The sequence below is a fragment of the Chromobacterium haemolyticum genome (genome assembly GCF_002081825.1).
Lineage (GTDB): Bacteria > Pseudomonadota > Gammaproteobacteria > Burkholderiales > Chromobacteriaceae > Chromobacterium > Chromobacterium fluminis.
Window position 1 is genome coordinate 1 of the sequence record NZ_MUKU01000009.1, and the last position, 18,439, is coordinate 18,439.

22 protein-coding genes and 1 pseudogene are annotated in these 18,439 nt (G+C 66.2%); 10 read left to right on the plus strand and 13 right to left on the minus strand.

The features are described 5' to 3' along the window. From B0T39_RS24925 to B0T39_RS08360, 7 genes and pseudogenes are all read right to left on the minus strand, one after another. Positions 1 to 86 (minus strand): annotated as a pseudogene (locus tag B0T39_RS24925) (IS5/IS1182 family transposase); the annotation flags it as partial. A 39-nt stretch (positions 87 to 125) separates the two neighbouring features. Beyond that, positions 126 to 623: a hypothetical protein gene (locus B0T39_RS08335; protein ID WP_081545669.1), complete on the minus strand. Its 498-nt coding sequence runs from the start codon at positions 621 to 623 to the stop codon at positions 126 to 128. A gap of 285 nt (positions 624 to 908) precedes the next feature. After that, positions 909 to 1,301: a DUF4280 domain-containing protein gene (locus B0T39_RS08340; RefSeq protein ID WP_081545670.1), complete on the minus strand. Its 393-nt coding sequence runs from the start codon at positions 1,299 to 1,301 to the stop codon at positions 909 to 911. A 60-nt stretch (positions 1,302 to 1,361) separates the two neighbouring features. After that, entirely contained in the window at positions 1,362 to 3,059 is a 1,698-nt protein-coding gene (locus B0T39_RS08345; protein WP_081545671.1) for a putative 2-aminoethylphosphonate ABC transporter permease subunit, read from the minus strand. Further along, the gene (locus tag B0T39_RS08350) at positions 3,053 to 4,153 is read right to left on the minus strand and encodes a putative 2-aminoethylphosphonate ABC transporter ATP-binding protein (RefSeq protein WP_081545672.1); all 1,101 of its coding nucleotides are present in this window, start codon (positions 4,151 to 4,153) and stop codon (positions 3,053 to 3,055) included. The genes B0T39_RS08345 and B0T39_RS08350 overlap by 7 nt, the downstream gene beginning before the upstream one ends. A gap of 68 nt (positions 4,154 to 4,221) precedes the next feature. Then, positions 4,222 to 5,244, minus strand: a complete 1,023-nt coding sequence (locus tag B0T39_RS08355) for a putative 2-aminoethylphosphonate ABC transporter substrate-binding protein (RefSeq protein WP_206118972.1) — start codon at positions 5,242 to 5,244, stop codon at positions 4,222 to 4,224. A gap of 154 nt (positions 5,245 to 5,398) precedes the next feature. Continuing rightward, positions 5,399 to 6,079: a DAPG hydrolase family protein gene (locus B0T39_RS08360; RefSeq protein WP_081545674.1), complete on the minus strand. Its 681-nt coding sequence runs from the start codon at positions 6,077 to 6,079 to the stop codon at positions 5,399 to 5,401. Positions 6,080 to 6,173: 94 nt separating this feature from the next. Here B0T39_RS08360 and B0T39_RS08365 point away from each other — a divergent pair, with 94 nt between their 5' ends. Continuing rightward, positions 6,174 to 6,821 carry a TetR/AcrR family transcriptional regulator gene (locus tag B0T39_RS08365; protein ID WP_141111133.1) on the plus strand — a complete coding sequence of 216 codons (648 nt, stop codon included), beginning with the start codon at positions 6,174 to 6,176 and terminating at the stop codon, positions 6,819 to 6,821. 76 nt (positions 6,822 to 6,897) lie between these two features. Then, positions 6,898 to 8,520, plus strand: a complete 1,623-nt coding sequence (locus B0T39_RS08370; protein WP_081545675.1) for a diguanylate cyclase domain-containing protein — start codon at positions 6,898 to 6,900, stop codon at positions 8,518 to 8,520. 183 nt (positions 8,521 to 8,703) lie between these two features. On the opposite strand, the gene B0T39_RS08375 is transcribed toward B0T39_RS08370, so the two are convergent. The 4 genes from B0T39_RS08375 to phnF form a co-directional block, all read right to left on the minus strand. Then, positions 8,704 to 9,033, minus strand: coding sequence for a hypothetical protein (locus tag B0T39_RS08375; RefSeq protein ID WP_081545676.1), 330 nt, complete (start codon positions 9,031 to 9,033; stop codon positions 8,704 to 8,706). A 157-nt stretch (positions 9,034 to 9,190) separates the two neighbouring features. After that, positions 9,191 to 9,760, minus strand: coding sequence for a phosphonate metabolism protein/1,5-bisphosphokinase (PRPP-forming) PhnN (phnN, locus tag B0T39_RS08380; RefSeq protein WP_081545677.1), 570 nt, complete (start codon positions 9,758 to 9,760; stop codon positions 9,191 to 9,193). Then, entirely contained in the window at positions 9,750 to 10,442 is a 693-nt protein-coding gene (locus B0T39_RS08385) for a DUF1045 domain-containing protein (RefSeq protein ID WP_081545678.1), read from the minus strand. Before B0T39_RS08385 ends, phnN begins: the two co-directional genes overlap by 11 nt. After that, positions 10,442 to 11,164, minus strand: coding sequence for a phosphonate metabolism transcriptional regulator PhnF (phnF, locus tag B0T39_RS08390; RefSeq protein WP_081545679.1), 723 nt, complete (start codon positions 11,162 to 11,164; stop codon positions 10,442 to 10,444). Before phnF ends, B0T39_RS08385 begins: the two co-directional genes overlap by 1 nt. Positions 11,165 to 11,332: 168 nt before the next feature. On the opposite strand from phnF, the gene phnG reads away from it, so the two are divergent. From phnG to B0T39_RS08425, 7 genes are read left to right on the plus strand one after another with little or no spacing between them, the layout of a single operon-like run. Next, entirely contained in the window at positions 11,333 to 11,773 is a 441-nt protein-coding gene (gene phnG, locus B0T39_RS08395) for a phosphonate C-P lyase system protein PhnG (protein ID WP_081545680.1), read from the plus strand. Between the two features lies 1 nt (position 11,774). Next, positions 11,775 to 12,347, plus strand: a complete 573-nt coding sequence (phnH, locus tag B0T39_RS08400; RefSeq protein WP_081545681.1) for a phosphonate C-P lyase system protein PhnH — start codon at positions 11,775 to 11,777, stop codon at positions 12,345 to 12,347. Position 12,348: 1 nt separating this feature from the next. Beyond that, positions 12,349 to 13,434: a carbon-phosphorus lyase complex subunit PhnI gene (locus tag B0T39_RS08405; protein ID WP_081545682.1), complete on the plus strand. Its 1,086-nt coding sequence runs from the start codon at positions 12,349 to 12,351 to the stop codon at positions 13,432 to 13,434. Beyond that, the gene (locus B0T39_RS08410) at positions 13,431 to 14,288 is read left to right on the plus strand and encodes an alpha-D-ribose 1-methylphosphonate 5-phosphate C-P-lyase PhnJ (protein WP_081545683.1); all 858 of its coding nucleotides are present in this window, start codon (positions 13,431 to 13,433) and stop codon (positions 14,286 to 14,288) included. Before B0T39_RS08405 ends, B0T39_RS08410 begins: the two co-directional genes overlap by 4 nt. Next, complete coding sequence (gene phnK / locus B0T39_RS08415; protein ID WP_081545684.1) at positions 14,285 to 15,058, plus strand: phosphonate C-P lyase system protein PhnK; 774 nt, start codon at positions 14,285 to 14,287, stop codon at positions 15,056 to 15,058. The genes B0T39_RS08410 and phnK overlap by 4 nt, the downstream gene beginning before the upstream one ends. Positions 15,059 to 15,062: 4 nt before the next feature. Beyond that, a complete protein-coding gene (gene phnL, locus B0T39_RS08420) occupies positions 15,063 to 15,770 on the plus strand; it encodes a phosphonate C-P lyase system protein PhnL (RefSeq protein WP_081545685.1) in 708 nt (235 codons plus the stop codon). Beyond that, entirely contained in the window at positions 15,767 to 16,915 is a 1,149-nt protein-coding gene (locus tag B0T39_RS08425) for an alpha-D-ribose 1-methylphosphonate 5-triphosphate diphosphatase (RefSeq protein ID WP_081545686.1), read from the plus strand. The genes phnL and B0T39_RS08425 overlap by 4 nt, the downstream gene beginning before the upstream one ends. 335 nt (positions 16,916 to 17,250) lie before the next feature. On the opposite strand, the gene B0T39_RS25595 is transcribed toward B0T39_RS08425, so the two are convergent. Together B0T39_RS25595 and B0T39_RS08430 are read right to left on the minus strand one after the other, a co-directional pair. Further along, positions 17,251 to 17,397 (minus strand): hypothetical protein, encoded by a 147-nt coding sequence (locus B0T39_RS25595; protein WP_176219523.1) that lies wholly within the window; start codon positions 17,395 to 17,397, stop codon positions 17,251 to 17,253. A 45-nt stretch (positions 17,398 to 17,442) separates the two neighbouring features. Then, complete coding sequence (locus tag B0T39_RS08430) at positions 17,443 to 17,709, minus strand: hypothetical protein (RefSeq protein ID WP_141111134.1); 267 nt, start codon at positions 17,707 to 17,709, stop codon at positions 17,443 to 17,445. Positions 17,710 to 17,990: 281 nt separating this feature from the next. Here B0T39_RS08430 and B0T39_RS08435 point away from each other — a divergent pair, with 281 nt between their 5' ends. Next, positions 17,991 to 18,278, plus strand: a complete 288-nt coding sequence (locus tag B0T39_RS08435; protein WP_141111135.1) for a hypothetical protein — start codon at positions 17,991 to 17,993, stop codon at positions 18,276 to 18,278. The last annotated feature ends 161 nt before the right edge of the window (positions 18,279 to 18,439 follow it).

Sequence of the window (18,439 nt, forward strand, 5' to 3'; positions counted from 1 at the left end):
GTTTTCTTGCGTACGCTTTCCAATAGCGGTCTGATCTGTTCGAACTGTTCACGACTTACGTCGCTTGGATAATGGCTTCTTCGCATGCGGCAATTATCTCAGGACGAAAAGATCGTGAACAGGCTCTAAGGCGTGACCCGCATATACGGCGTAGTGCTCAACGTCGCGCTAATGGAGCAACCGCCGGACAACTGGGCCGCGTCCAGACCGATCACGGTTTCGCTGCCGTTGTCGGCAACGCTGCCCACAATCTTGGTGGGCCCGCACAGGCCGCCGGCAATCGGCGATTTCACGTTCACCGCCACATTGTCCAAGGTCAGCTGGGTGACGGTGTCCACATGGCCGGTCCACGGCGAGGCGACCGAAGCGACAGGCTTGATCAGCTTGCACAGCGCCCCGCCGCTGAACGAGGCGCTGGTGATGGCCACATTGCCGTAACCATCCACGGTGCCGCTGAACACCGCCTTGCAATCCAGATCGATACCCAGCTTGCCCACCTTGGCCGGCCCCACCGCGGAAAACGGCATAGGCGCGCCGCCGGGGCCCGGCGGGGTGATGGTGACGGCGAAGGCGGAAGCGGCGGCCAGGCTGAGTGCGGCGGCGAGACAATGGGAAAAGCTCATGACGGCTCCTTGCTTGAGAAGGTTGTTCATGCCAAACGGCAAGAAGCCAATAAAATATTATGCCAATTAAATTAAACGTTTGATTTCAATCAAGCCTCCACCCCCCATCAGCCTGACCTATAGGCTGATACACAAGCGCCAGCTGTCGGCACCCGCTACCACGGGCAAGAACAAGACAAGGCGAAAACGACTGAGAAAGCGGAATGTACACGTGGTACATGAGCATTTCGAAGCGGTACTCTCCGTGTCACGTCTCACGACGCGCAGCAGATCGTAAACAGGGTCTCAGGGAATCATCACCGTGAACTGGCCGGGCGCGTTGATCTTGATCACCCCGCCCCAGTTGCACATCAGCATGCTGTTGCTGTCCAGCGCCGGCATATTGCCTATCAGCACCGTGGGCGCGCCCGGCGTCCACGGCGCGGCGGTGACCGGGATGCAGGGCATGGGCGTCAGCACGCCCATGGCGGCGGCGGTGGCGGCCGCCACCATGGGGTTGGCCGGGCTTTGGCACATGCCGAAGGGCATGACGTTGAGCATGGGCACGTTGTCCATGATGTTGGCGGCCGGCACGCCGCCGGCCATCACCCGGTTGGCGGGCAACACCACCAGACTGCTGGGGGCGACGCCGAAGCTGCATTGCAGCATCGCGCCCATGCACACTTGCGGACATCCCATGCGCGTTTCCTCACTCCGGCGGGCCAAGACATGACATCGTCACGCCAAAGCAAACCACAGTCAAGCGCCGCCGCGCCAGCCCTGGCCGCGCCGGGTCAAGACCCGCTCCAGCCCCAACAGCAAGAGCGACACCCCGGCCGAGCTCAGCGCGATCAGCGTGGCCATCGCCGCCGCCGCCGCGGTGTCGCCGGCGTCGTCCATGGTGACGATGGCCACCGCGGCCAGGCTGTTGTCCGGGCTGGCGATGAAGATCAGCGCCGACAACGTGGTCATCGCGGACACGAAGAGATAGCGCATCACGTCCAGCAGCGCCGGCAGGCACACCGGCAGCGTCACCCGCCGCAGCGTCACCCAGAACGGCACTTTGAGCGAGGCGGCCACCGCTTCGAACTCCCCGTCCAGCTGCTTGAGCGCGGTGCTCATGGTCAGGTGGCCGGTGGTGTAGAAGTGGGCGATGGTGCAGGCGGCCATCAGCGTCATGCCGCCGTAAAGCGCATGCAGCGGATTGTCCGGATGATTGAAGAAAAACACATAGCCCAGACCCAGCACCAGGCCGGGCACCGCCATCGGCAGCATGGCGAAGAAGCGCAGCAGCGCGCGGCCCAGCGGCGCGGCCGGCAGCTTCTCGCAGGCGTAAGCGCCGGCGAACACCAGCAGGCTGCCCGCGCCGGCGGTGAGGCAGGCCAGCTTCAGGCTGTTGAAATAGGCGCTCCAGCCGCCGCCGTCCACGCTGTCGAACTGATAATGCGCCAGCGTCAGGCTCAAGTCGTAAGGCCAGTATTTGATGAAGGAGGCGGCGACGCCGACGCCCAGCAAGGCCAGCAGCGGCAGCGAGATCGCCGCCAGCAACAGCCAGGCGGCCAGGTCGCGGCCCGGCGACGGCCCCGGCGAAAACGGCACCGCGCGCACGCCCAGCGCCGCCTGCTGACGACGCGCCATGCGCCGCTCGATGAAGAAGGAAAACACCGCCGGCAACAGCAGCATCAGGCCCACCACCGCGCCGCGCGGGAAGTTCTGCTGCCCCACCACCTGCTTGAAGGCTTCCACCGCCAGCACGTTGTAGTCCCCGCCCACGATCTTGGGCACGCCGAAGTCGGTGATCACCAGGGTGAACACCACCAGGCCCGCCGAGGCCAGACCGTAGCGCGCGCCCGGCAGGGTGATGGTGAGAAAGCGACACAAGGCGCCGGCGCCCAGCGCGCGGCCGGCCTCGTACAAGCGCGCGTCCGACGCCGACAGCGCGGTCAGCAGGATCAGCAGCGCATGCGGAAAAGTATAGAAGGCTTCGCCCAAAACCATGCCCCAAAAGCCGTAGATGCTGCCGCCGGCCAGCCAGGATTTGAGCAGGCCCTGGTTGCCGAACAAATACACCAGCGAGATGGCCGGCATCAAGGACGGCGCCAACAGCGGCGACAAGGCGATCTGACGAAAGACGCCGCGGCCCCAGACGCGGCTGCGGCTCAAGCCCCCGGCAAAGGCGAAGGCCAGCGGCAGCACCAGGGCGGTGACGGTCAGCGCCAGCCACAGGCTGTGGAGCGCGGCGCGCATCAGGCCGGGGCTGTCCAATACCTGAGCGAAATTGGCCAGACCGACGAAGCCGCCATCCATGTCCAATACCGATTTGCCGAAGATGAACAGCAGCGGCAGGCCCAGCGCCAAGGCCAGCAAGGCCGTCAGCGTCCATACCAATGCGGCGGCGGCTCGGCGCTCGCCGCAGGCCGGCGCGGCGCGCCAGCCGTTCAGCGCGCGGCTCAGCATGCGCCCTCCCCGGCATAGGCGCGCAGCAGCGCGGCCGGCAGCTCCACCGGCACCACCTCGCCCGGCGTCAGCGGCTGGCGCTGCAGCATGGACGGACAGATTTCAGCGTGCAGCAGCTGGCCGGGCATGCCTTCCGGCTGCAGGCGCAGCCGGGTCATCGCGCCGCCGAAGCTGATGTCGGCCACCCTCGCCAGCAAGGTGTTGGGCGCGCCGTCCCAGCGCGCCTTGACGATGATGTCTTCCGGCCGCAGGAACAGGGTCAGCACCTCGGCCTGCGGCAAGGGCGCGTCCAGCCGCAGCAGGCAGTTGCCGACGGCGGCCTCGTGGCTGTCCAGCCGCCGCGCCGGCAGCCAGTTGGCTGCGCCGACGAATTCGGCGACGAAGCGGCTGGCCGGACGGCGGTAGATCTCGGCCGGCGTGCCGATCTGCTCAATGCCGCCGGCGTTCATCACCACCACCCGGTCCGCGATGGCCAGCGCCTCGGCCTGGTCGTGGGTCACCATCAGCGTGGTGACGCCCAGGCGTTTTTGCAGGCCCTTGAGTTCGTCGCGCAACTTGTCGCGCACTCGCGCGTCCAGCGCGGACAGCGGCTCGTCCAGCAACAGCAGGCCGGGCGAGGTGGCCAGCGCGCGCGCCAGCGCCACGCGTTGCTGCTGGCCGCCGGACAGCTGGGCCGGGTATTTGTCCTCGGCGCCGGGCAAGCCCACCAGGTCGAGCAACTCGCGCACGCGGCGGGCGTGGCGCGCGCCGCCGCCGCGCGGCTTGAGGCCGTAGGCGATGTTGTCGGCGACATTGAGATTGGGGAACAAGGCGTAGCTCTGGAACACGATGCCGTAGTCGCGGCGGGCCGGCGGTTCGCGGGTGATGTCGCGCTCCAGCAAATGGACGCTGCCGGCGTCCGGCTGGTCCAGCCCGGCGATCAGGCGCAACAAGGTGGTCTTGCCGCAGCCGGACGGGCCCAGCAGGCAGACGAATTCCCCCTTGCGGATGGACAAGGACACCTCGTCCAAGGCGGTGAAGCCGCCAAAACGGCGGCTGAGGCCGCGGACGGACAGGTGTTCGGACAAGCCCTCCAGGCTATCGGCCGGTTTCATGCGCAACTCCAGGGTGTCTTGAAAAGAAACGACGCCGCCCGGCGGGCGGCGTAATGGCGGGAGCCGGCTCAGCTCTTGGGCTCGGCCTTGCTTTCATAGCGGCGCGACCATTCGCGCAGGATGGCCTCGCGCTGTTTGGCGGCCCAGGCGAAGTTGTTCTTGCTCAGGCGCTGGGCGTAGTCGGCGGGGATGAAGGGGTTGGGTTTGGCCACGCCGGGCATGGCCAGCACCGCGTAGTTCTTTTCATACAAACGCATCGCCTGCAGGCTGACCGAGAAGTCCGCCAGCTTCTGCGCGGCGGCCAGCTTCTTGCTGCCCTTGATGATGGCGGTGGCTTCCAAATCCCAGCCCAGGCCTTCCTTCGGGTAGATCAGGTCGATGGGCGCGCCCTTTTCTTTCAGCTGGGCGCCGCGGTATTCGAAGGAGATGCCTATCGGGTACTCGCCGGCGGCGGCCATCTTGCACGGCTTGGAGCCGGAGTGGACATACTGCGCCATATTGGCGTGCAGCTTGTCCATATAGTCCCAGCCTTTTTTCTCGCCCATCATCTGCAGCCAGGCGGATACGTCCAGATAGCCGGTACCGGAGGACGCCGGGTGCGGCATCACGATCTGGCCCTTGTAGGCCGGCTTGGCGAGGTCGGCCCAGCTCTCGGGCTTGGGCAGGTTTTTCTTGGCGGCTTCCACGGTGTTGAAACAGAGGGTGGCGGCCCACACGTCCATGCCGGTCCACTTGGGCGGCTTGGCCTTGTCGACGAATTCCGGGCTCAGCTTGTCCACGCCCTTGGGCGCGTAAGGCTGCAGCATGCCCTGCTGGTCCAGAATCATCAGGCTGGTGGCGGCCAGGCCCCATACCGCGTCGGCTTGCGGATTGTTTTTCTCGGACAGCAGTTTGGCGGTGATGATGCCGGTGGATTCGCGCACGAAGCGGATTTCGATGTCCGGATTGGCCTTTTCGAAAGCCTCTTTGTATTCCTTGACCTGATCCGCCTCCAGCGCGGTGTACACGGTCAGGGTGGTGGCGGCCTGCGCCAGCGGGGCCGTCAGGCCGGACAGGGCCAGGCCGGCGGCCAGGACAATCAGCTGTTTCATCGACATCGCTCCAATGGGTTTAGACGTATAGACCTCATGGCCCATGCGCCGTCCTTCAATCAGCCGCCACCTTACGACGCGCCGATGACAGCGCGGTGACGGCCGGGTGAAGCTTGTCTTGCGCGGCTGGATGTCTTGCCCGCCGGCGCGCGGCCTACCAGGCCAGCGGCCCTTTCTCGCCGTTGGCGTGCTCGCCGTAATACAGCGAGGGCAATAGCCGCGCCAGGCAGCTGAACTCGTTGTAGCAGTGGCGCATCAATTCCAGGCCCAGGCGTTCCGGCACCGGTTCGCCGCTGCCGTCGGCCGCGCCCAGCAGGAAACGGCTGCGCAGCACCGCGCCGTGGGCGGTGTCCCGCGTCAGGTGCACCATCTCGCCGTCCAGCGGGTCGCCGTCGGCGCTGAGCCGCGGTTCGTTGCCGAAAGCGATGCGCGCGCACACCGCGGCCGAGGCGTCGCCGCGCGCCAGCGCCGCGCTAAGCCGGCCGGCGCCGAAGAAGGTTTCCGGCGGGTGGAATTTCAACACCGCCGGCACCGGCGGGATCTCTCCCAGCGCCTCCACCGCGCGCACGGTGGCGCCCACATAGCCGCGGCCGGGTCGGCGGCGCCCGTCCCAACCTCGCAGCTCCACATGGTCGTGCGGGTGCCACCAGCGGATGTGCCGGGTGGAATCGAAGAAGGTGAACCACCAGTCGAACATACGGCCGGCGCAGCCGGGCATTTCAGTGCGCGCGGCCACCAACAGCCGGCCGTCGTCCAGGCGGCGCACGCCGGTTTCCAGCATCAGCGGACCGGGCTGCAACAGCTCATCGTAAGATGTTTCATAGTGAGAATTCACAGTACACTCCTTGGCTTGAAGATCAGCGACGGGACGCCGGCGCTGGTTAATTAAGAAACGCAATGCGTTTCCATATTGAGGAAACCTTACCCCGATGTCAAGCCAGGATCAGGCCTCGCCGCGCGCGCGCGGCCGCCCCGCCGCGCCGGAACACGCGTTGAAGCAACAGGTGCTGGACGCCGCCACCGAACTCTTGCTGAGCCAGGGCTACCAGGCCGCCACCATGGCGGCGGTGGCGCAGCGGGCCGGGGTGGCCAAGAAAACGGTGTACCGCTTCGCCGACAACAGCGAGCAGTTGCTGGGCGCGGTCATCCACGGCTGGACCGACGCCTTCGTCGCTCCGATGAGCGAGCCGCTGACTGAGGCCGCCGCGCTGCCGCAGGCCTTGGAAGCGCTGCTGAACACCGTGGCGGCCAAGGTACTCACGCGCGAGGCGGTGGGATTGTTCCGCCTGCTGATAGGGGACTTTCCCGGCCGGGAACAGGCTCTGGCGCAGTACGCCGAGCACGGCGTGCAGCGCTGCGCCGCGCTCTTGGCCGGCTGGCTGGAGCGCCAGGCGGAGCAAGGCTTGATCCGCTGCCCGCAGCCGGCGCAAACCGCCGAACTGCTGTTGGCGATGACGATAGCGGAGCCGCTGCGCCGGATGGCGCTGGGCCTGACGCCGCCGCTGCCGGAGCACGACCCCGGCGAACGCATCCGCGCCGCGGTGACGCTGTGTTGCGCCGGCCTGCTGCCGCGCTGATCCAGCACCCCAGGCCCGGGAATACAAGGCCCGAAACCTTGACTAAACTGTCTTGAAGACAACCTTATGTGCGACCATGAACCTGCGCCGCGTCCTTGATAGCATCGTTACCCGCTTGCTGCTGCTGGCGCTGGGCATCGTAGTGGCCGGCGCGGTGGCGCGCTACTACGCGCTCAGCCAGTTTCTGCGCGAGGATTTGAGCAAGGTGGTGCAGAACCAGCAGATGGCGCTGGCCAGCTACGTCGCCCGAGACGTAGACTTCAAGATCCAGCAGCGCCAGGCCTTGCTTCAGCGGCTGGCCGCCGGCCTGCCCCAGGAACTGCTGCAACGTCCGGCGGAACTGCAAGCCTGGCTGCGCCTGAGCTGCGACTTCCAATGCCCGTTCTCGCAAGGCCTGTACGTGGTGTCGCCGGACGGCCGCGCCATCGCCGACTATCCATCCTTGCCCGGCCGCGTGGGTCGGGACTATTCCGATCGCGACTACATCCGCGTCGCCCTGTCCAGCCCGCCCAATCTGAACCGCGTCGCCATCGGCCGCCCGGTCATCGGCCGCGTCAGCAAAAAACCGGTGCTGCCGATGGCGGCGGCGCTGCCCTGGCGCGACGGCCGCCCGCAAGGCGCGCTGGCCGGCATCACCGCGCTGGCCGCGCCGGGCTTCATGGACTTGCTGCTGGCGTCCCACATCGGCGGGCCCAACAGCGGCTTTTTGCTGATCTCGCCGCAAGACAAGATCTTCGTCGCCTCTTCCCAGCCGGACATGGTGCTCAAACCCACGCCGCCGACGGGAATCAACCCCTTGCACGACCGGGCGATGACGGGGTTTCGCGGCGTGGGCATCACCGTCAACGCCCAGGGACGCGAGGAGGTCTCGGCCATCGCCTCGGTGCCCAGCACCGGCTGGTTCGTTGTGGCGCGGCTGCCCAGCAGCGAGGCCTTCGCCACCGTGGGCCGGGCACAAGTCTTTTTGCTGAAAAACGCGGTGATCGCCATCCTGGTGTTCGCCCTGGTCGCGGGCGCGGGCCTGTATCTGCTATTCCTCCCGCTGTTCCGCGCCGCCCGCCACGCGGACCGCATGACCCGCGGCGAACTGCCGCTGGAACCGCTGCCGGTCAAGCGCAACGACGAGGTGGGCTATCTGTTGGCCGCCTTCAACCGGCTGCTGAGCAAGCTGAACCAGCACCAGGCGGAACTGGCGCGCATGGCCCATCACGATACCCTGACCGGCTTGCCCAACCGCGCGCTGCTGGCCGACCGCCTGACCATGGCGCTGGCGCGCGCGCAACGCAATGAAAGCCGGCTGGGCTTGTTGTTTCTGGATCTGGACGGTTTCAAGCAGATCAACGACGGCTATGGCCACAAGGCCGGCGACAAAGTGTTGTGGCAGGCGGCGCAGCGCCTGAGTGGCATCGTGCGCCAGACCGACACCCTCGCGCGCATCGGCGGCGACGAATTCGTGCTGTTGATCGGAGATCTGGGCGAGGACGCGGAGGAAGTGGCCCGCATCGTGGCGGCCAAATGCATAGAGACGATGCAAACGCCTTTCGACATCGGCGGCGAACAACGCCAGCTGGGCATTTCCGTCGGCATCGCGCTGGGAAACGGAGACAGCAGCGCGGACAATCTGCTGCAGGCGGCGGATCAGGCGATGTACCGAGCCAAGAAATCCGGCCGCAGCGGCTGCGAAAGCGTCACGCTGTAAGAACGTGTTTACGGTCTACTGCGCGTCGGCGATACAGCGTTGAAACCCGCTTCGAAATGCTCATGTACCACGCGTACATTCCGCTTTCTCAGCCGTTTTCGCCTTGTCTCCCCTTAGCTCGCGAGATCGTAAACACGTTCTAAGTATATGGCGGCCCTGCCAGGCCGCCGTGACGGCCGCTGTCTATACGATTTCGGGGATGGGCTCGATATAAGCCACCCGCTCGTTATTGTGCAGCACTTCCACCGCCGTGTACTTGGGCGCGCCCGGCGGCAGCACCCGGTCGTAGCGGGCGTGCGCCACCGCCAGCACCTGCGGCCACATGCCGGGCTTCTGCACCAGGTGCAAGTCCAGCATCAGGATGGCCGGATTGATGCCCTGCGGCTCTCGCATGGTCAGCGCCGCTTCCACGCCGGGATTGGCCACCACCACATCGCCCGCCACGTGCAAGCTCTTGGGGTGGCCCGGCATCGCGTTCAGCCAGGCATGCCAGTTTCTCGATTGCAAAGCCATATCCATTCTCCTGCCAACGGCGGGACGAGCATCGCCAGCGCCGCCGGCTCCGGCGTCCCGCCAACCGGAAACGGCGCGCGGCTCGCCGCCATACTGCCGGCGAACTGCCCCGGTTATAGCAAGCGGCGGCGGCCTCGCCGGCCCGGTTTTCCAGACATTAAGGACAGGGCCTACCCAAATCCTTGCTCAGTAAACGCAGCAGCCGTTCACCGGCCTCGGCCAATTCGCCGTCGTTGCGCAACACCGCCGCGCCCTGCGGCGGCGTCAGCGCGGCGGCGTCTTCCAGCCGCTGAGCGACGCCTTCGGCGGACTCGCGACCGCGGCCGGCCAGCCGCGCCGCCAGCGCCGCCGGGCTGGCGACGATCCATATCGGCCGCAGGCCGGGAAAACGCCGCGCCGCCAGCGGCAAGGCCGAGCGCGAACCGTTGACCACCACGTCCAGGCCCTGCTCCAACCACAGCGCCGCCTCCATCCCCAGGCCGTAAGCCAGGCCGTGCCGCCGCCAGCTCAAGGCGAAACAGCCGCTCTGCTCACGCTGCTCGAACTCCTCCAAGCTCAAGGCCACGTGGTTCTCGCCGCCGGCGTCCGCCGGCCGAGTGATGTAGCGGTGAGCGAACACCAGCCGCCCGGAGGCCGGCAGCCGCGCCCGCACATAGGCGAGCAGGCTGTCCTTGCCGGCGCCGGATGGGCCGATCACATACCACAACACGCCGGGCTCAGGCTTCATAACGCACAGCCTGGCCGTCGAAGCCGCAATGCGCCAGGTAGCGGAAGGGCTCGCCCGTCGCCGCTTCGACGAACACCGCCACGCCGTCCACCCTCACTTGGCCGAAAGCGGCGAAATGCCGGCATGCCGCCTGCTCCAACACCCGCCCCGCCGCGCTGTCCGGCGTCAGCCGGCCGCTCAGCGTCAAGTGAAAACGGTATTGTTCGAACACATAGGGATAGCCCCAGCGCAAGCTTAGCTGCTCCTGGCGCGCGTCCAGCCCGGCGCGCGTTTTCCGCGGCGATTCGCGATCGGCCAAGGGCTCCAGTTCCACCACGCAGGCGGCGGCCAGTTCCGCCAACTCCGGCGGCGGCGCCGGCGGCCGCAGCGCCAAAAAATCCGCCAGCCAAGCCACTTCCAAACTCAGCTCAAAGGGCTGGAAACGGCGCGCCAAAGCCGCCGTCCGCGCCAACAGCGCCGCCTCGTCCGCCCCGGCGCGCAAGAAAAACGGCGCTTTCAGCGTGGCGTGCCATCCATAACGAGCCGGCGCCGCGGTCAGCTCCACCCAGACTTCGGCGTCCAGGCCCGGCGCGTGCGGCGGCAGCACTTGCAGGCCGCTGTGCGCATCCTGTCCCAACCAGCCGCTGCCGGCGCGCCAGAAGGCGCTGTCCGGCCGCGGCGCGTAATAGAGCGCGTAGCGCATCAGAGATCCTCCATCACCAGTTGCACCAGATCGCCGTTGAAACAGGTGACGCCGTACTGCACCGGCCGCCCTTGCGGGTCTACGTTCAAGGACTTCACATGCAGCACCGGCCGGTTCTTGGGAATGCCCAGGTAGTCCACCGTTTCGCTGTCCGGCAGCCGCGCGGTGACACGGGAAAACCGTCGGGTGTAATCGTCAACGCCGAAATGCGCCAGCGCGCGCGTCACTGAGCGCTCGCGCCGGTATATCTCCGGCAGGCCGGGAAAACGCGCCGCCGGGAAGAATAGCGTCGCCCAGTCCACCACCCGCAGTTCCACCCGGCTCAGAGTCTTGATCCGCAACAGCGGCTCGCCCACCGCCACTTGCAGCAACTCGGCCAGTTCGGCATTGGCCGGCACCGTATCGCTGGCCAGGATGTCGATGTCCGAGTTCAGGTTCTGGCTGGCCATGTTCTGGGAAAAGCGGGTGCGCTTACTGATTGCGTAGTCGATCGCATTGTCCTGAACAAAGGTGCCGCGCCCCTGCTCCACCCGCAGCAGGCCGCGCTCCACCAGCGTGGCCACCGCGCGTCTGATGGTGTGGCGGTTGACGCAAAAGCGTTCCGCCAACTGCAGCTCGGTGGGCAGCCGCTCGCCGGCGCGCAGGCCGCCGGCGGCGATCTGCTCGGCCAGGCTGTTTTCTATCTGCCGCCAGACGGCGACGCCGGAACCGCGTTCAATCATCGTTCAAACCCTCTCGTTGCCGCGGCGGCCAAGGTCTAGCCCCGCCACCCAATCGTCACAAAACCTTCATCGCCGCATGCTGTTTGCGCTTGGTCACGGGCCATTATCATGGATACGTCTATACGTTTATATGAATTTTTGTTGAAACCCCACAGGGCGATACCCAATATGGAAACCTCGACCAGACAAGACTGGCTCAGCGTGCTGGCCCACACTCCGCCACCGCGGCTGCGCCGGCTGCTGAGCCCGCAGCTGCCGCCGGCGTCGCAAGTGGAATGGCTGCGCCGCGCAGAAACCGGACTCATCATGCTGCAGGGCCGCGCCGGCGGCAGCGGCGCCCGCTTCAATCTGGGCGAGGCCAGCGTCAGCCGCGCCAGTTGCCGGATAGACGGTCGCCTGGGCCATGGCTGGGCGTTGGGCAGCAATGGCGAACACGCCGAGTTGATCGCCCAGGCCGACGCGCTGCTGCAAGACCCGGCGCGGCAAGAACAGCTGCTGGCGCAATGGATAGCGCCCTTGCGCGCCGAACGCGCCGCGCGCCGTGAGCAGGCGGCGCGCGAAGCCGCCGCCAGCAAGGTGGAGTTCTTCACCCTGGTCAGGGGCGAATGAGATGCGCGCCGCTTTCGCCGATCCGGTACACGACAGCCAGCGCTGCTTCCGCGCCGCGCTGGCCGCGCTGGCCGAGCCCCTACAGCCGCAGACGCTGCCGGCACTGCCGGCCGAACTGCCCGGCCTGATGCCGGCCACCGCCGCCCTGCTCTACACCTTGCTGGATCAGGACGTCAGCGTCTGGCTGCCGCCGCTGCCGGCGGACACCCTGGCCAGCCTGCGCTTCCATACCGGCCTGCGCCTGGCCGCCGCGCCGGAACAGGCCGACTTCGTGCTGCTGCCGCTGGGCGCGCCGCTGCCGCCGCTGGCCGCGCTCAAGGCCGGCGAGCCCGAATACCCGGACCGCTCCGCCACCTTGCTGCTGGAAACCGCCGGCTTCAACGCCGAACAGGTGGAAGCAGACGGCCCGGGCTTCGCCGCGCCGCGCCGTTTCGGCGTGGACGGCGCGCCGGACGATTTCTGGCGGCAATGGCGGGACAATCACGCCCGCTTCCCGCTGGGCGTGGACATCTTGCTGATCAGCGGCGAACGCGTGGCCGGTCTGCCGCGCAGCACCCGCGTCAAGGAGGGTTGATATGTATGTAGCCGTCAAAGGCGGAGAAACCGCCATCGCCCGCTCCTGGGACCTGCTGGCCGCCAAGCGCCGCGGCGACGCGGCGACGCCGGAGTTGAGCCTGGCACAGATCCGCGGCCAATTGCGGCTGGCGCTGGCCAGGACGATGCAGGAAGGTTCGCTGTACGACGAGGAGCTGGCGGCGCTGGCGCTGAAACAGGCGACCGGCGACTGCGTGGAAGCGGCCTTCCTGCTGCGCGCCTTCCGCACCACCCTGCCGCGCTTCGCCGCCAGCCGGCCGCTGGACACCGCGGCGATGCGGGTGCGCCGCCGCGTGTCCGGCACCTTCAAAGACGTGCCCGGCGGCCAGGTGCTGGGCCCCACCGCCGACTACACTCAGCGACTGCTGGACTTCGATCTGGCCCAGGCCGGCGAACCGCCCGCCCCGGCCCTCGCCGACTTGCCGCTGCCGGAACGGCTGCCCTGCGTGCTGGACGCCCTGGCGCAAGAAGGCCTGATCGAGCCGGAAACCCCGCCGCCGGGCGACCCGGAGCCGGCCGACCTGACCCGCGAACCGCTGCTATTTCCCGCCGGCCGCGCCGCCCGGCTGCAAAACCTGGCGCGCGGCGACGAAGGCTGGCTGCTGGGCCTGGCTTACTCCACCCAGCGCGGCTACGCCGAAAGCCATCCCTTCGCCGGCGAAATCCGCATGGGCGAAGTCAGCGTCGTGGTCTGCCCGGAAGAACTGGGCTTCGACGTCGACATCGGCGACATCACCCTGACCGAATGCCAGATGATCAACCAGTTCGCCGGCAGCCGCAGCGCGCCGCCGCAGTTCACCCGCGGCTACGGCCTGAGCTTCGGCGAAGCCGAGCGCAAAGCGATGGCGATGGCCCTGGTGGACCGCAGCCTGCGCGCCGCCGAGCTGGGCGAGGCCGCGCACGCGCCGGCGCAGCAGCCGGAGTTCGCGCTGTGCCACAGCGACAACGTCGAAGCCTCCGGCTTCGTCCAGCACCTCAAACTGCCGCATTACGTCGACTTCCAGGCCGAGCTGTCGCTGATACGCCAGCTGCGCCGCGAACACGCCGCCAAGGAGACACAAGCATGAGCACCGCCGCGCCATGGGCGTACAACTTCGGCTTCCTCGATGAAAACACCAAGCGCATGCTGCGCCGCGCCCTACTCAAGGCCGTGGCCGTGCCCGGCTATCAAGTGCCCTTCGGCGGCCGCGAAATGCCGCTGCCCTACGGCTGGGGCACCGGCGGCATCCAGGTGACCGCCAGCGTGATCGGCCGCGACGACGTGCTCAAAGTCATAGATCAGGGAGCCGACGACACCACGAACGCGGTCAATATCCGCCGCTTCTTCGCCCGCGTCGCCGGCGTGGCCACCACCACCCGCACCGCTGAGGCCAGCCTGATCCAGACCCGTCACCGCATCCCGGAAACCCCGTTGCGCGCCGGCCAGATCATGGTGTTCCAAGTGCCAGAACCGGAACCGCTGCGCACGCTGGAGGCCAGCGAGCAGGAAACCCGCAAGCTGCACGCCCACCAGGATTACGGCCTGATGCACGTCAAGCTGTACGAGGACATCGCCCGCTACGGCCACATCGCCGCCAGCTACGACTACCCGGTGCTGGTCAACGGCCGCTACCTGGCCTCGCCGTCGCCGATTCCTAAATTCGACAACCCCAAGCTGGACAAAAGTCCGGCCCTGATGCTGTTTGGCGCCGGCCGCGAAAAACGGCTGTACGCGATCCCGCCTCACACCCGGGTGGAAAGCCTGGCTTTCGACGACCACCCCTTCCAGGCGCAAAGCTGGGAGCAAGCCTGCGCGCTGTGCGGCGCCGGCGACAGCTATCTGGACGAAATCATCACCGACGACGCCGGCGCGCGCCAATACGTCTGCTCCGACAGCGATCACTGCCGGCAACGCCGCGACACACAGGACAATCCGCAATGACCCCGCCCCTCCTCAGCGTCCGCGGCCTCGGCAAGGACTACGGCAACGGCAACGGCTGCTTCGACGTGGACTTCGACCTCTACGCCGGCGAAGTGCTGTGCGTGGTGGGCGAATCCGGCTCCGGCAAATCCACGCTGCTGGCCGCGCTGGCCGGCAAGCTGGCCGCCGACGCCGGCAGCGCGCGCTTTCGCGAACGCGACGGCCGCGAACACGAACTCACCGCCGTCGCCGAATCCGAGCGCCGCCGGCTGGCGCGCAGCGAATGGGGCTTCGTATCCCAGCACGCCCGCGACGGCCTACGCATGAACGTCTCCGCCGGCGCCAATATCGGCGAGCGGCTAATGGCGCTGGGCCAGCGCCACTACGGCCAACTGCGCCAAACCGCCGGCGACTGGCTGGAACGGGTGGAAATCGGCCGCGCGCGCTTGGACGACCCGCCCAGCGCCTTCTCCGGCGGCATGCAGCAACGGCTGCAGATCGCCCGCAGCCTGGCCACCCATCCGCGGCTGGTGTTCATGGACGAACCCACCGGCGGCCTGGACGTCTCGGTGCAGGCCCGCTTTCTGGACCTGACCCGAAGGCTGGTGCGCGACAGCGGCATCGCCGTCATCATGGTCACCCATGACCTGGGCGTGGCCCGGCTGCTGGCGCAGCGCACGCTGGTGATGCAAGGCGGCCGCGTCGTGGAAGCCGGCCTCACCGATCAAATCCTGGACGACCCGCAGCATCCGTACACCCAGCTGCTGGTATCCTCCATCCTGCAGGCCTGAAGCCATGAACGTATTGATAGACGCAAGGCGAGTCAGCAAAACTTTCACCTTGCACCAGCAAGGCGGCCTGGCGCTGCCCGTGCTCGACGATGTCTCGCTGCAAGCGGCCGCCGGCGAATGCGTGGCGCTGGCCGGCCCTTCCGGGGCCGGCAAGAGCACGCTGCTCAAGGCGCTGTACGCCAATTACCTGGTGGAGCGCGGCAGCATCCGTATCCGCCACCGCGACGCCTGGCTGGACATGGCCGCCGCGCTGCCGCACGAGATCGCCGACGTCCGCCGCCACACCCTGGGCTACGTCAGCCAGTTCCTGCGCGCCATTCCGCGGGTGCCGGCGCTGGACATCGTCGCCGAACCGCTGTGCGAATGGGGCGTGGACGCCGACGAGGCGCGGCGCGAGGCAGGCGCTTTGCTCGCGCGGCTGAACATCCCGGAGCGGTTGTGGCGGCTGCCGCCGGCCACCTTCTCCGGCGGCGAACAACAGCGGGTCAATATCGCGCGCGGCATGATCGCGCCGCGGCCCATCCTGCTGCTGGACGAACCCACCGCCTCGCTGGACGCGGCCAATCGCACGGTGGTGATTGAACTGATGCGCGAAGCGCTGGCGCGCGGCGCGGCGCTGGTAGGCATCTTCCACGACGAGGCCACCCGCGACGCCGTCGCCGACCGCGTGTTTGAAGTCCCGCTGGCAAACAAACCGGAACCCCTAGCATGAAACGGATCTTGAACAACGCCAGGCTGATCCTGGCCGACGGCGTCGTCGAACGCGGCGCGCTGGAGATCGACAACGGCGTGATCGCCGCCATCCATTCGCGGTCGCTGAGCGCGCCGCCGCCGCACAGCGAGGACCTGGACGGCGACGACCTGCTGCCCGGCCTGGTGGAAGTGCATACCGACAATCTGGAGAAACACCTGATGCCGCGCAACGGCGTGCTGTGGCCCACGCTGCCGGCCGTGGTCGCCCACGACGCGCAATGCGTGGCCGCCGGCATCACCACGGTTCTGGACGCCCTGTCGGTGGGCGATCTGGAAGGCGACAGCGTGCGGCTGGACACCCTGCAAAGCGCCTTCGAGGCGATAGACGCCGGCATGCGCCAGCGCGTGTTCCGCGCCGAGCACCTGTTCCATTTGCGCTGCGAACTGGCCTATCCCCAGTTGCTGGACGCGCTGTCGCCCTTGATCGGCCACCCGGCGGTGCGCCTGGTGTCCTTGATGGACCACACCCCCGGCCAGCGTCAATACCGCGACCTGGCGCAGTACAAGAAGTACTACGCCAAGAAAAACGTCAGCTGGAACGACGACACCTTCCTCGCCGCGGTGGAACAACGCAAACTCAAGCAGCGGCAATACGCCGGCCGCCACCGCCAGGCGGTGGTGGAGCTGGCGCGCGCGCGCGGCGTCGCGCTGGCCAGCCACGACGACACCGAACTCAGTCATATCGACGAGGCGGTGCGCGACGGCGTGGCCATGTCGGAATTTCCCACCACCTTGGCCGCCGCCCGCGCCGCGCGCGACCAAGGACTGATGACGGTGATGGGCGCGCCCAACATCGTCCGCGGCGGCTCCCACTCCGGCAACGTCGCCGCCTTGGAGCTGGCCGGCCACGGCCTGCTGGACATACTGTCCTCCGACTACGTGCCCGCCAGCCTGCTGCACGCCGCCTATCTGCTGGGCCGCCAGCCGGGCTGGAATCTGAGCCGCGCAGTAGCCACCGTCACGCGCAACCCGGCGCGGGCGGTGGGTCTGGCGGACCGCGGCGCCGTCGCCGTCGGCCAGCGCGCCGACCTGATCCAGGCGCGCGAACGGGACGGCATCCCACTGGTGCGCCAGGTATGGAGCGCCGGCCAGCGCGTATTCTAAGAATCTGTTCACAGTCTGCTGTGCGTCGCCGATACGGCGTTGAAACCGGCTTCGAAATGCTCATGTACCCTATGTACATTCTGCATCCTCAGCCGCAACGCCTTGTCTCGCTCTTGCTCGCGAGACTTTGAAAAGGCTCTGAGAACCGGTTTACGGTCTGCTGCGCGTAGGCGACGCCGCCTTGATCTGGCCGGATCCTCCTCACGCCAAAAGGGCCGCGTTATCACAACGCGGCCCTATTTCATTTCAATCCGAAAATGTCTATTTCCACCCGCTCCGGCGAGGCGAGGAGAACCCCGCGCCTGACTTTGCTGCCACAAACCAGGCTCAGGCGCTCACTCGCGCCGCGACGGCGCATTCAACGCCTTCTCCTTGCCGATATGCAAGAGCAGCATCAAAACGCCGATGCCCAGCGCTTTCATTCCGCACCAGAACAAAGCAATGCTAAATACCCGATAACATACAAATCCGATCAGCGACACTGTTGATTTTCCAATCCAAAAATACACGCCATTACTGACCAAAAATCAAATTAAAAAGGATTCCGACTTTACCGCCCAATAAATATCCAAACGCTCTTTGCGGGTCAGATACACTTTTTCGCCCACGCCGCCGCCTTTTAATGCAACGCTGCATATTCTCAAGGCGCGATATAGGCCCGGCACCACCGCGCCCATGGCGCTGGTTTTTCTGATCAGGTTTTCTATATATACCGTCAAGCTTTCCAGATCTTGTCGCCAAATCATCTGCCGCTCCCGGGCCAACCCCTCCAATACCTTTTCATTTCCCATCATTAACACGGCCACTTGCCTCCCAAAAATATCAGAGGCCAGCTTAACCGCATTAATACTAAATGTCTTTATCACAATCAGTACAATTTATTATCAGCCATTAGAAATGATTATCGTTATAGCCGCCCTGAAAGGACCGGAGATGTCCAACGCAGCGCCAAAGAGAGGGCCGAAACAGCCGCAGCAATCATTATCATTCCTTACCACCCCTGGCAAAAAGCTTAATTCTCAAGGCTTACGCTCCCACCCATCCAAACTGCATGCTATGATTTGCACTCTGTTCCGTGGGCGCGAAATCCGCTTTCGTCAGCCTAAATGTATTGAATAACAACACCACATCATTCAGCATGCAATATAAAAACAAAGACCACGCCAACGCCGGCGCTCCGCTAATGGAGCAACTCGCCAACAGCGCCAAACTCTCCGCCTTGATCCTATGCCTGGATCAGGCCCAATTGCTGAGCGAGCAACTGTTAAACGAGCTTAACAGCAGAGATAAAAGAATTAACGCGATAGAGCAAGAGCTGCTTATGGCGCAACAAGAAATCAAACAGCTTAAATCCACTCATTGAAAAAAAGGCGGGGCCGGCTTAAACAAGCCGGCCCCGCCATTTCACTACGCCGTCAATTCCATCCAATCCTAGATAGACAGCGCCCGCCTATCTCAATTGGCGGCTTTTTATCCCTGTTTTTCAAACCTTGCGCTCGCCGGATTCGCCGAGACGAACCTTTT